Consider the following 13,237-nt stretch of genomic DNA (forward strand, 5'->3'; position numbering starts at 1 on the left):
GACAAAATCAACAGCCGATGCTGATGCCGATTTCCCCTGCCCTAATCTTTGAGCAAGAGCATCGGCACGGATTTTAATCATTGCAACAATGTTGTTGAGATACTTATGAATGGTTTCGTTCTTGTTCGCATTTAACGAAGGTGGGATGAAGTCCTGATCAAGCAGAACTTCTCCTTCCGTCGTGACTTCCTTAATTTTGGCAACTCTAATGGAATGGTAACCTGGAAGTTTGTCATTGGTGACTTTCAACTGAACTCGCAAGGAAGCAAGCTGAAGGATTTCTTCGTCGTGTCCAGTGACATTGTCCGTGACAGATTGATCAGAATATATATAGCGAGTAACCAACTCTTCTGAGTCGGATGCGATGTTCTGACCATTCACCTTGTCAGCGGGAATAGCGAGAGAAATGTAGGTGTCTTTGGTTTCTGAATCCACCATTAAAGGTTTCGGCGCATTGTCTTTAACCGGTACATTAACCAAGGTCATATCGGGCATGATTGCCTGACATTGCTCTAGATGAAGTTGACCTTCTTTAAGCAGCGCCTGGTTAAACTTAATTAAAGAAACACCCCAGGAATACGGCGACAGCAATTGCTGGATTTCCTTGGATTCAAAATTAATCGCTCGCTCTTGCTGCTGAAAATGTTGAGGGCGCAAAAACATACCCTCACACCATGCGATGGGAGAAAAATCACTCATTAAATTAGTAAACCTATTCGTACAACAATTTATTTAACAGCTATGGACAATTCACCAATAAGTAACTTGTGTTTTTCATAACCCGTTTTGTCTACTGGAATTACTTTTCGCCAGTTTGCATTTTCAATATCTCTGTAAGCTGCAATAACACCGACATATTCCACTTCAGGCTTCATGCTTACTTCATATAGCTCAGTGCTACCAGGAGCAAAAGTAAATTCTTGCTTAGCAATTAGATCAGGACCTAAAACTTCTTCAGGTTCTTCATACAGAGAAAAGAAATCTTGGCTTTCAAATAACGTATTTGACGTTAATTCGTACACGTGAATGACTACGGGAGAAGGTCGACCATTTAAATCTGGGTTTGCCTTATTGCTAACCTCAAATTCAAGCGTTGAATACGCTGGTACAACATAGTTAGCTACTGAGCATCCTGCCAGAACGAATGCAAATAATAGCCCCATTATTGATAATTTTGTTTTTTGTTTCATTTTCTCAACCTTTTTTCAAAGCCATTTCGTAAGATTTAGCGAAGTCTTCTAAATAGAATGGAGTGGAACTTTCTTCAAGTTCATTGGACAAATCTGAATATTGTCTCTCGTAGTTTTTCCAGAAATTAGCTTGGGTTTTACCCGGTATTATTTTCTCTAATACACCGTCACCCGCATTCATTGTGGAAATATAATCTGGATTCAATAATCCCATAACACCACGTACTGCGCCATCTACACCCAGCATTAACGCTTTTTCGTGTTTCTCAATGTCATCAAAGGCTTCTTGAATAGCGTGCTGTGGTGCTAAAAAACTCGCAGTATTACGGTTGTAGAGGTTGTGGATCGCGTCTTCCAGGTTTGCAGAAAATTTAAGTGGGTTATTTTCATGCCTTTGGAATGCGGTGTGATTCAAGCGATTTGTCTGTTTAAATTCTGCTCTGTGATGAAGCGTATCCATCAATCCACCTAGCAACAGCGCAAATGATTCACCGAGTTGCTTAAACCACTCTTCTGAGTGTTGAGCTGGGACCATATTTCGTGTGATTCCCAAACCACTCAGAAACGCGTCCATTTCTCCTGAAGTATCACCCGCCACCTGAGGTTTTGCCGCTTGACTCGGTTGATTTACTTGTGGTTTTTCTATCTGAGCTTGAGGAGCAGCTCTGCCCGGCGATGGGCGCTCTACTCGTGGTGTTGCAACCGTTGCCTGAGCAGGTTCATTGTGTGCTTGTGGCTGTACGTGTTGCTGTGGAGGTGGCTCAGGAATAAAATCTGGCGCAACCTGTGGCTGTGCGGGTTGAGGAGGAGTATCTGCTACCAGATCGTCTGTAACATGTGTTTCTTGCAAGTTAAAGAAATCGTCAGTTAGCCCGATATCGCTTTCGAACACAGGATTGCTCTGCAAATTCGAAGATAAGTCGCTGGCAAAATTGTGGTCTTGGGTGTGATTATTAAACCCAGTTGGCGCATTAAAATCATCGTTGGGAATTTGATTAAATACGTCACTTGCGTTGACTTCCTGATGAGGGTGAATGGTCGTTTCACCAGAATTCTTTAACTCAACCAGAATTTCGTACTCACCAAATGTAATTATATCATTATCATTAAGCTTAATTTCATTGCCATTACCAACAGGTGTTACCGACCTATTTAAGAATAGTCCGTTTGTTGATAAATCTCTTATTAAATAATCGCCACCAAAGCGAATAAGTTCACCATGAACACTTGATACAACTCGTTCTGGATCAGGCAATGTCCAGTCACAGCTATCTGAGCGACCGAATTTAACTGAATCATTTACATTATTATCATTAAATTCAAACTCACTCTGAATCTCAGATGTAAACTTATGAAAGCTGTTAATAGACAGCACGATTCCCATAATAACCTCAAGCCAACATTATATAAATTCTAACGTTATTAATAGAAGTAACTAATTTACTATTTTATCAATGATAAATATAACAATAGAGCGTCACTAAAATTAGCCTGAACTATGATTAAATTGGCTTTTAATTTGAAATATATTTTGCAACGAAAAATGATTTATACAGCGCAGATCAAATTTTAAAAAATATTTACTTCACCAAATTTCGTTTGATTGTTATCTAAGCCGAAACTTTAATTCCTACTAATTGTTTCAAATTGCTGGGTGCCTAACCTTACTGACATTCAACTTGGAGTTCGCTAAATGTCAAAAGATAATCTTCCCCCTAAAGAGCCAACCAAACCACAAGATGGTGATCGCACTCAAATCGTGAAAATTGAGCGCAAAACTGCAGCACCCGCTGATAAACCTGAAGAGAAAAAAGCAGAGCCTAAAAAACCAGTTTCCTCAAAGGAAAAAACCAAAGCACCCGGAACAGCAAAACCAAAGCCTGCTGAAGAGCCAGTAGAAGCACAGTCTAAGTCTCCTACTCAGCCACCAGCATCAGTTGCAAAAAAAGCCACTAATCCAGGTAACGCAACCTCAAACGCCGAGAGCTTAGTAGGCACGTTGGTTAAGGGAAGATACAAACTCGAATCATTAATTGGACATGGCGGTCTATGCGATGTGTATCGGGCAAAAGATAAGGTACTCGAATCTTCTGGCTCCGAATCTCCATACGTGGCACTGAAGATATTGCAAAAAGAGTATGTAAATCAGCCGGAAACAGCCCGCATGCTGATTCGCGAGGCTCAGAACACTCAAAAGCTAAGTCACCCCAATATTATCCGCGTTTTCGACTTTGGCGTTGATCAGCAGATTTACTATCTGGTAATGGAATACCTTGATGGAGAAACACTGGAACAATTAATTCAGCGTTCCCGTCCATCCGGTTTGCAATACACCAAAGCGCTCGCCGTTCTTGACCAAATCTTGGATGCACTGCACTACGCCCATCACCAAGATATTGTTCACGCTGATTTGAAGCCGGCGAACATCATGCTCAACTCTGATGGGCAAATTAAGATATTTGATTTTGGCGTATCAAAGACTTTCAAACTCAAGCAAGATCAATATGCTGCAGCAAGAAAAGAAAGTAACGACAACGTGGGTGGTTACACGCCAAACTATGCGTCAATTAACCTGATTAATGGTTCCGATCCAAAACACACGGACGATCTATTCGCGTTTGCTTGCATCGCATACGAACTGCTTAGCTGCAAACACCCTTATGGACGCAAACCAGCGAACATTGCGTTAAAAGAAGGGTTGAAAGCGAAGAAGCCTACCAACATTCCTGCGTCTAAGTGGAAGGCGCTTAATGACTATCTAGACCTAAGCTCAGAACCAAAACTTGATTCAGCAGAAAAGATAAAAGAGTTCCTGCATAAGAACTACACACCAGCCATTGCAGCAGGTGTAGCTATATTGGGTCTGGTCGGAATGCTCGGTTATGGCTACTCACAAATGAGCTCCGAAATCGACACCCACAAAACTCACATTGCTGCATTAGAACAGCAAATTGATGCCCAAAACGCATTGCTCGATACCCCGTTCTCCGACGTGCTCGCTATGATCGATGCACAACCTACTCATCATGCTGTTATCTCTCAGGGATTACTTCGTCATCACAAAGAAGCCATCATTTCAGAGTTTGAAACCCGAATTGATGAAATTCTGAATGACAGAGAAAGTTCGTATCCAAACTACTACTCTATTGAGAAAGTTCTGGAAGACGCTAAGAAGTACTACCCTGATTCTCACGAGCTTGAAACCATTGCCGCCGATATTCGTTCGAGTAAGCTGTCTACGCTGTCGGTACTTGCCCAGAGAATTAATACCCACCTTGAGAAAGGTCGCTACAGTAAATCGGACAGTAAAGACAATGTGTTCACCCTGTATCTCGATCTGCAAACCATTAATTCCGACTATCAATTTAAGCCTTCTTCACTGGCTAATGAGGTATTCGGTTCCAAGTTTGACACTGCATTGAAAGAAAAAGATACAGTGACTCTCGCTGAACTTATCACCGTTGGTAATACTTTGTTTGATAGCGTAGAGGAACATAAAACACTGCTTGTTCAGGGCAACAAAATGTCCAGTGCTATCAGCGCACTCAGCACTTATCAATTGGCTGTGAATTCAGGGCAGTCTGCGACCTACCCATATGAGGCGGCGCGTGTACTGTATGGCGAAGAGTTGTCAGCACTTAGAACTACACTAGAAGGCTCTAATACCATTAAGGAGCTTGATAGCTTAGTTGACAATATTGATAATTTCGCGAGCAAAGTACCTTCTGATTTCCGGGATGTCGCTAAAATTCGCTCAGAAACCGCAAACCGTTACCTCGAATTGTCCGACATTTTGCTGAACAAACGTAAGGCGTCTCAAGCCCGCGCGGCGATGAAGAAAGCAAACGATCTACTTCAAAAAGTAGAATTATCTAAACAAGGCGGATAACAGAGCCAACTAAAAGCTTTCGATACGATTGCAATAAATCAAAGCCAGCTTCCTTGTGGAAGCTGGCTTTTTGTTTATTAAGATAAATATTGCCCAACTTTAAAGTGATATGTTGATTCAATTTACAATTTAATAGAAAGCATCATAAAACAAATTTATTAGACATAAATCCCAAATAAGCGTGCCCTATAGTTAATCAATCAAGCTAATTATGTAAACCAATTGTATCTAGTGCGAAAATTGACTGATATGCCTCTGTTTTTATAAACCTTCTCAAAAGTGAAAATTATCAGTGGAATGACTTCAAAATTTTGATGTTTCATTGAACGCAACGCCGTCTCTGGGCAATCGTTTTTTAAAAAATTCGTCTAAAGTTATGTGCTAACTCAATCAAACTGTGAAATGTGTAGGTCATTTTACTCTTTAGATTTGTATCATTAGTGAGAACTCTATATCTTGATGAGCTTTTAGTAAGTTAAACTTGAGCCAATCGAGTAATTTTGTATGACTTTCTAAGCAATTCGATATTATTATAACTATCAATATACTTGCGACGTCGGTTTCTCTAAAATAAGACAAAAAAACGCTAAGTTGTTTTTTAAAGCGAAAAATGGGATGAGGAAGGTGCTCTTTGAGTGCCAATGCATTTTAATGACAAATATAGAATCAAGGATGTTGCCGAGCTCTTTTGGCATCTTTGCAATGTTTCTGTTGCAGCTTTTAGTATCATTTGGTGCTTCCGCCTCAGTCTTTCCTATTGAGGTTTCAGGGGACGAAGAAGGAAAGCGAATTACAGGTCGCTATCTTTTATGGCACGACGCTTCGGGGGAAGCAAAATTAAACGATGCTGTTAAAGCTTTTCGTAACCAAGAGTTTAAACCTCTTAGTACCAAAGGTTCCACTGGGCTACAGCCCGGTGCTTTCTGGAGCATCTTTGCTCTCACCAACACCACCAACACCGCTATCACGGTTCATCTTGAATACATCGATCATCAGTTGATTTACCTCGATGCGTATCAACGCTCTGTCGCGGAAAACAACTATGAAATGCTGGCAAGCTTATTCCTTGGTGACTCTTTTTCAGAGCGACTGATTCCACACCAAAGGTTTGTGGTGCCTGTTACGCTGGAGCCAAACCAAACTTATCAGTATCTTTTCCGTTATGGCTCTGACGGTCAGGGTTACGTTTTTCCTGACCTGAGAATATGGAACCCTCAAAAGCTCAACTACGCGCAGTCTGTTGAAGTTGCACTGATCTCTATTGGTGTGGGCAGTTTATTGCTTATGGCATTAACATCCTTTGTTGTGGGTAGTGCATCCAATGATCGCGTTTACATGGCTTATGGCGTCTACGCCATAGCAAAAACCCTTACGTGGCCAACGATTCTCGGCTTTACACACATGTTTGTGTTACAGGATAACTTTCACTGGAACCTAATGTCTCTGGGTGGAGCATTGTCCATTATGACCGGAATCATTTTTGTACGTTCCATGTTACAAACCAGGGAAAAGACACCAAAGTTAGATTGGGTATTGAAGTTCATGATACTCAATACACTTTTCCTGGCGTTAGCCGCAGTATTTCGTGAGACAGCCCTTGCGGTCATTTTCATGACCATCGCCCTACTCCTTTATCCGTTCCTTGCGATTGCAGGCATCATTCGCTGGATCCAAGGCTCCATAGTTTCCGCAATCTATACGGTCGCCTGGGGTATTCTGGTTGGCGGTTTATTTGCACAAGCGATGCGAGATTTGGGTTATGTCGAACATAACTTCTTCACCTATTACTGGCCTGTCTTTGCTTCCTTTGGTGAAATGGCAGTCATTCTTATTGCAATGGGCATTCGATTACTTCAACTCAGAAGAAGAAAAGACAACGCAGAAACACTTTACCGACGCCAACTTGAGCGAGCTAAGTACGAACTGGAAATGCTGGTTTCCGAGCGTACTCACGCACTGGAGCAAGAGAAACAACGAGCGGAAATTGAAGCACGTACAGACCCGCTGACTGGAATCAGTAACCGACGTAACTTTATGAAGCTCGCTGAAGAGTCTTTCGACAAAAGCTTACTGGAATCCAAACCATTGGCGGTCATCATGTTTGATCTCGACCACTTCAAAGAAATAAATGACAGATATGGTCATTCAACCGGAGATAAAGCACTGAAACTGTTCGCGAGTACTATTTCAGGGAACATTCCCGACAATGCCATCTTCGGTCGACTCGGTGGAGAAGAGTTCTGTATGGCATTCCACGGCGATCAGGTCATGGCGATGGATATTGCAGAATTTCTCAGAAGCACAATAGAAAATATATCTATCGATAATGGTGAAAGGCAGGTTAGATTTACCACCAGCGTTGGGATTTCAGTATTAGACCACGAGAAGCACATTGATCAGTTGATCACTAACGCCGATAAAGCTTTGTATCGCGCTAAGTACTCGGGTCGGAACAAGGTTGTCGTCGCCTAGTAAAAGGGTTGCGACACTCTACAGGAAAGCAAAGAGGAGCAGTTACCTGCTCCTCTTTTTTTATTATACTCAATAAGCCTCATCACCTAATGGTCTGGCTAAGTAATCAAAATCACGCTTAAACGGCCAGTTTGGCGTTGTTTCTATCAGCCTCTCCGTTTTACATGCTTCCGTCTGTTCTTCTTTTAAACACCACGAAGTGGGCTCGGGAGTCGGAACTTTATTCATCATATGGCGATAATCTGAGACGGCTTTATAGACCAACCTTCGGGCACGATTTAAGCTGCCTAAAGGCTCCCAACCATCTACTGCCCTCCAGGGGTTCATTGAAACATTCTCACAAAACTCTGTTTGTTCAGGGCTGTTAATCAACTGAGGTGGAATGTGAATCGTGGCAATAGGAACAAATGGCGATGCTTTCTCTGACCATATCACCGTCGCATCATCGATTGGCATGTATTTGCCCGTCACTTTTTCCTGAACCATAAAATCAAAGCATGCTCCGTCAATTAAAAGCTGCTCCTGGAGTTGGGTATTGAGGTAATTTTCGGGTGAGCGGTCGACTTTTCCTGGAAATGTCATTCCTTTGCAAGGTTTGGTCGAAAACTTGATGGTATTCTTCCCTAGCTGATAAGGGAGCATTGAAAAATACTGAGCATCCAATGGGGTATCAATCACTGTCGATACGGTCTGTATCGCCCGATAGAACTGTTTCGGATGAAACCGTGGTGGAAATATGCTGATGAACCATTTAGTACGTTCAAACTTTGCCAGGAAAAGCATGTCCTTGGCATAATCAAAAATATTGCGATTAAAAAAGGCCGGAACGTTGGTCATGATGAAATCCTGATTGCCGGACGCGCCAAGCTCAGGCGCAATTGGGTCTCCAGGAACATTCATCACCTTAACCGCCATCCCCCGGGCATCACCTTTCTTATCTGCCTGAACCAGCATGTCACCATTAGAAAACCGAATCCAAGCGGGATACTGATGTCCTTCATGCTCAAACAGGCTAGCTTTAAACCTCGAAGGAATATCGGGGTTGACTGTAAAGGTCGCTCTCACGCATCCAGTCGCTTTAGCATGAGCGTCTCGCCGGTAGGGTCTTCCGTTGTATTCCTCTGCTCTCCGAGATATTTCTCTCGCGCTTAGAATCGACGACTGAACGGCATCGTACTCTGGTTGTGACATTCCCATTTCGAGCGCCGTTTCATCAAGCGCTTGTGCTTTAAACCCGAATAGAGCGGCGAAAACACTTACACTCAAGGTCGTTAACTTGTTCATTAATGTACCTCCAGTGGATGACTTTTCGCAGACTCAAAGCGAGATTCACAAGCAAGCTGCTCTGATTCAAAGTACGGAGCTTCGACGTATTGATTCCAGTTTTGAGGGTCACCGCCTAGTGCAACGTCAAAATCTGGGTTGCCCATGACTTTGATGTATTCCAGCAACTTCATTCTTTCTTTAACGGTCAGAAGTTTTCCAATTCGTCCTTTAACGTCTGCATCAGTGAATAAATGCCCGTGGTTCCCATTACCTTCGATACGAGTGTCATGAAGAAACGCACCTTGCTTGATGTCAGTCGCGTATCCCAAACGAATAGGATCGTATTCTCGATTGCCAACATAGAATTCCTGAGGTCTCTCACTTTGCGGTGAAATCATGTGATAAACGGTTGGTACTGACCCATTGTGAAGATATGGTGGTGTAGCCCACACACCATGCAGAGGCCTGGCTTTATAAGCCCTTTTGTTCACAATTCTAAATGGAATGTTAAGACCGTCGTATTCGGGTATCAGTGACTTATCGATGTGTTCATCCTGATAGAGCTTTGGAATAAGGCGATTGAGTAGAATCTGTAATCCATCACCCGCATTAACTGGCTCTGAATCTGGAATTATCTTACTGGCATCGTATTTGTGGTCCATGTAGTTGTTCGCAGCGGTCGCATCAGTACCAATAGTGTCGATATCAATCCAAGGCAACGCCCAGACAACTTCACGCCAGTCCTGGCGTATTGCTCGACCTGCTACATATGTGATATCCCCATCCATATCCCACTCCCAGTTCACATCAATTTGGTGAGCCGGGTTAGCACCTTCGTGCGATGCTACAGGCCATTGGTAAGACTCGCTTCGGTGCGGACCGTGACAAAACTGGCAGTTCTTGGCAAACAGATCTTTTCCATCTCGTGCCATGGCAATGTCAATGTCTCCAAGAATATGCTCTGGCCATTTAGGCGGTTCGAGTGTTCTTAGCTTCCCCTCAATGCAGTGCATTCCCGGCAAATCAATCACGGTTTCACCAAACTCATCAGAAGTCAGAAGTTCTCCGTTTTCATTCACCAACTTTATCGGCGCGAGAACCCCCAAACTTTCCCCGATGTTTCTTGCCATTGGCTGATTGGTAAATCCTGTATACTGAACCCAGTCAAATCGCCACATATCCCACAAAAAAGGATAACTGACAGGCGCATTCGCAATCGTCAGGTTGGAAGGTTCATCAATGTCATAGCCAAATACCACATTTGCAATCCTACCTACGGCATCGGTACGACCACGTCCTTCTTCAACTGGATATAAAGATGGATTCCCCGCAGAATTTGCGAAGCTCAGACCTTTTTCAATAAACGCACGCAAATCTTTTCTAAGCTTCATGCGTTTATCCATATCCTCCCCAACTACCCTGTCTGCAAAACGGTTGAACTTAAATGGGTCGACATAGGTTAGAAAGACTGAAGCACCGAGCGATACAATGAACTCGCCGGTTTTGATACTAGAGATACTGTGAAGTGCCTGACCACCATCAACCCGCATAGCTTTTCCTTGATAGTGAAGCTCTCCGGTATGACACGCTGCGCAGGTGATGTCTAATTTTTCCCGCTGTGTTTTTGGATCGATGTGCCGACCAAAACCAACAGGCAAATTACCCGGGTTCATAATGGTAGGCTGCTGGCCTGGGTCAACGATAAACCCCCACCCTCGCATATTGTCTGTGCTTGCCAGCATGTCTTTAGAAAAAGGCAGCTCAAGATTCACAAGCCAGTTGTATTCTAAGCCAAGTAGCTCAGTACCTTGAGGGGTGAAGTAGTACGTCTCTCTGTCTTTATCAGTCCAACCACTGTTTAAATAGTGAACTTCATTAACGGTTTCTACTGTCAGATTAGGCGCTAAAAAAGATTTAATCTGAAAGTAAAGGAAAGAAACAATAACGACAGAAAATAATGTTACCCGGAACCATTTCGGTCCAAGAGATAACCATAAGTTCCACAAAGCGATTATTATACCTTTCGCCCATCGATAAACTTTTAATATAATTGTAATTATTGCTCTGAATATTGCTTTTAGTGCAGTGAGTAACGCCTTAAAAAACCATTGAAATGGTAAAATCAGCCACTGAACTGTTTTTTCTAATTGCACAGCGTCTTCCTGACATTTGTAAACACTCTAATTCAACAATGTTAATAAACATTATTAAAATACCCAGATTTTTACCTCTAAAAGGAGATCTGAATATCGAATTAACCGTATGATTGGCTAGTATTTACACATACAGCTCAGGGACTATCAATTAATTGCTTACAAAACTCCCGCCAATCCCAATAAACCTACAGGTAGAAGCAAAATCCACTGAGGAAGAGAGAGCCAAAGGTTTGGTAATTTCCAGCGCCAGGAAATCCACAAAAATAAAAATGCAAAAAGAATGTATTGAACAGAAATAAAGCCAACGCTTAAAGACTTATCTCGGTCAAATGCAGACAAAATAAGCCAGAAACCAGTAGAAAATAAAACGATGGTGACCATATGCCAGCATGCATACATTACACTTTTTACCGATGTTTTCATTTCGGTCGCCATAAATGGTCTTACCGGATCGTAATGCCCCGCAATTAAATGAACAAACGCACAGAAAATTGCAGCGGCTCCTGAAGCTAACCACCAATAATTTGCAATAGCCATAAATTCATCCCTTACAATTGAAACGTAATTTGAGCGTTTGCACGCTGAAAAATTTGTAAATACCCATACAAAACCCGTTCATAAAAAAGAACATCTCCTCTCGGATTGAAAGGCATTTTTTCATCATGATGTGCATGAAAGGCTATGGTCATCCCCTGCTCCATATAACCGGGATTAGATTTAAAGCAGAACCCTTTATCACTCAGTAATCTTGATTTCCAGGCAACAAACTCTTTAAAGCGTTCTTCAAAGCCATCAAGTCTCTCGGTATTCACACCAGATAGATAAAAGTGACCAACCCACTTTTTAACTTCAGAAAGATTTTGTGACTGATAGTCTTTCAACATTGAAAGAAACCCGTCTGCCGTTTCTCTGTCGATAGGAAATGTGCTACCAAAATCCAGAAGTTGAATAGTTTGATCTTCTGATATTAGGAAGTTGCCTATGTTCGGATCGGAATGAAAACGTTGCCCACTGCGAAGCGTTTCCACAAAGAGCGTTAACAAACGCTGACACACTAAATTTATATTTTTCTGACTTGGTTGTGTGGCCAGCCATTCATCTAAATGCATCCCCTCAACATAATGGGTGGTTAGTACTTTTGCTGTGCAGAATTCTTCTACAGGTCTCGCTACCCCAACGCCATCGATCTTCAGTGACGAGAAAAACTGCGTTTGCTTTAATTCATGAAGGTAATCGACTTCTTCAAGTAAGCTTTTTTCTATATGAGGCAAAGACTGTTTGAAGTTGTATTCGCTAGGCAAAAGTTTTAATAACTGGCGTAATGTAGCCATATCTGAACGAATGGTCTGGTCTATTCCCGGATATTGAATTTTTACAGCTAGTTTATTGCCATCGCGGTCTTTCGCAAGGTGAACCTGCCCCAAACTTGCCGCTGCAAAAGGCGTATTTTCAAACGATGCAAACAATGTTTCTGGGTACTGACCAAACTGACTATGGATGATTTTTCTGACGAGAGCACGGTTGATTCCAGGTACCTGATAGCAAGACTTACTTAACTCTTTTCGAATCGATTCAGGTACATGAACCTGATTCATGCAAAGCATCTGAGCGACTTTTAAGCCAGTACCACGAAGTTTGGTTAACGCTCTAAATAATATTTCTGCCACTTCCTGATCAACCAGTTCATCACTTGAAGTGCCCGAATCGTTATTCAAACCGATCAGCTTTTTCGCCTTTTGAGAAACTTTCTTGGATCCAGCCCGAACCACTGCCTGAACAACAACAGAGCTTCGACCAATTTTCCCCGTTGGAATATCCGTCATAATGGCTATCTCCGTTTAATGGTTCTGACTGTACTCATCGCTTTGGTCAGATAGTCAAAACCAGAGAACAGATGATGACGGAATAGAAATGAAACCATGTCCCCAGCACGATTCAACACGCCACTTTCCAGAACCGACATAGCAAACGCCAGACTAAGATCAATCAATTGCGTGGTTTGCGTGAAGTCTTCGCTGTCGTCTTTAAGCCAGTAAGCCAGAATTCCAACATAGTAGTCCCAGAATAAGGATGGGAGAAAGCTGCTTCCAGCTTGCGGTTCGAGTTCTTCATTCTCGTAGGCTAAATGCAAATATCCTTCAAATGTTTCGGACACCTTGGCTCTGATTGGTGCCATTGAGCCAAATTTTGCTAATGGAGATAAATAAGCCAGATCGAATGCTTCTGAAACAAATTCGCGATTCGACAGAAGTAAACTCAGGTTG

The 13,237-nt window shown here is 42.4% G+C and carries 10 protein-coding genes; 2 read left to right on the forward strand and 8 right to left on the reverse strand.

Annotated features, from left to right (window positions below):
- The 3 genes from tssK to tagH all read right to left on the reverse strand — a co-directional run.
- Positions 1-699, reverse strand: a 699-nt coding sequence (gene tssK, locus RH89_RS05450; protein ID WP_038145073.1) for a type VI secretion system baseplate subunit TssK, incomplete at its 3' end; no start/stop codon positions are given.
- Between the two features lie 29 nt (positions 700-728).
- Positions 729-1,190, reverse strand: a complete 462-nt coding sequence (gene tssJ, locus RH89_RS05455) for a type VI secretion system lipoprotein TssJ (RefSeq protein WP_004400057.1) — start codon at positions 1,188-1,190, stop codon at positions 729-731.
- A 4-nt stretch (positions 1,191-1,194) separates the two neighbouring features.
- Positions 1,195-2,574 carry a type VI secretion system-associated FHA domain protein TagH gene (gene tagH / locus RH89_RS05460; RefSeq protein ID WP_004400058.1) on the reverse strand — a complete coding sequence of 460 codons (1,380 nt, stop codon included), beginning with the start codon at positions 2,572-2,574 and terminating at the stop codon, positions 1,195-1,197.
- Between the two features lie 309 nt (positions 2,575-2,883).
- Here tagH and RH89_RS05465 point away from each other — a divergent pair, with 309 nt between their 5' ends.
- Complete coding sequence (locus RH89_RS05465) at positions 2,884-5,079, forward strand: serine/threonine-protein kinase (RefSeq protein ID WP_004400059.1); 2,196 nt, start codon at positions 2,884-2,886, stop codon at positions 5,077-5,079.
- Between the two features lie 672 nt (positions 5,080-5,751).
- Positions 5,752-7,551, forward strand: coding sequence for a sensor domain-containing diguanylate cyclase (locus tag RH89_RS05470; protein WP_004400060.1), 1,800 nt, complete (start codon positions 5,752-5,754; stop codon positions 7,549-7,551).
- Positions 7,552-7,620: 69 nt separating this feature from the next.
- On the opposite strand, the gene RH89_RS05475 is transcribed toward RH89_RS05470, so the two are convergent.
- The 5 genes from RH89_RS05475 to RH89_RS29855 all read right to left on the reverse strand — a co-directional run.
- Positions 7,621-8,835, reverse strand: a complete 1,215-nt coding sequence (locus RH89_RS05475; protein WP_004400061.1) for a catalase family protein — start codon at positions 8,833-8,835, stop codon at positions 7,621-7,623.
- Positions 8,835-10,823, reverse strand: a complete 1,989-nt coding sequence (locus RH89_RS05480) for a c-type cytochrome (RefSeq protein ID WP_045962638.1) — start codon at positions 10,821-10,823, stop codon at positions 8,835-8,837. The genes RH89_RS05475 and RH89_RS05480 overlap by 1 nt, the downstream gene beginning before the upstream one ends.
- Positions 10,824-11,129: 306 nt before the next feature.
- Positions 11,130-11,510, reverse strand: a complete 381-nt coding sequence (locus tag RH89_RS05485; RefSeq protein WP_004400064.1) for a hypothetical protein — start codon at positions 11,508-11,510, stop codon at positions 11,130-11,132.
- Between the two features lie 11 nt (positions 11,511-11,521).
- Positions 11,522-12,796 (reverse strand): ABC1 kinase family protein, encoded by a 1,275-nt coding sequence (locus tag RH89_RS05490; RefSeq protein ID WP_004400066.1) that lies wholly within the window; start codon positions 12,794-12,796, stop codon positions 11,522-11,524.
- Positions 12,797-12,801: 5 nt separating this feature from the next.
- Positions 12,802-13,237, reverse strand: a 436-nt coding sequence (locus tag RH89_RS29855) for a hypothetical protein (protein ID WP_004400067.1), incomplete at its 5' end; no start/stop codon positions are given.

The organism is Vibrio nigripulchritudo ATCC 27043 (assembly GCF_000222685.1).
GTDB classification, from domain to species: Bacteria; Pseudomonadota; Gammaproteobacteria; order Enterobacterales; family Vibrionaceae; genus Vibrio; species Vibrio nigripulchritudo.

Excerpts from the sequence above, each read along its gene's own strand:
- tssJ (WP_004400057.1), bottom strand. The coding sequence starts at position 1,190 with ATGAAACAAAAAACAAAATTATCAATAATGGGGCTATTATTTGCATTC.
- tagH (WP_004400058.1), bottom strand. The coding sequence starts at position 2,574 with ATGGGAATCGTGCTGTCTATTAACAGCTTTCATAAGTTTACATCTGAG.
- RH89_RS05465 (WP_004400059.1), top strand. The coding sequence starts at position 2,884 with ATGTCAAAAGATAATCTTCCCCCTAAAGAGCCAACCAAACCACAAGAT.
- RH89_RS05470 (WP_004400060.1), top strand. The coding sequence starts at position 5,752 with ATGTTGCCGAGCTCTTTTGGCATCTTTGCAATGTTTCTGTTGCAGCTT.
- RH89_RS05475 (WP_004400061.1), bottom strand. The coding sequence starts at position 8,835 with ATGAACAAGTTAACGACCTTGAGTGTAAGTGTTTTCGCCGCTCTATTC.
- RH89_RS05485 (WP_004400064.1), bottom strand. The coding sequence starts at position 11,510 with ATGGCTATTGCAAATTATTGGTGGTTAGCTTCAGGAGCCGCTGCAATT.
- RH89_RS05490 (WP_004400066.1), bottom strand. The coding sequence starts at position 12,796 with ATGACGGATATTCCAACGGGGAAAATTGGTCGAAGCTCTGTTGTTGTT.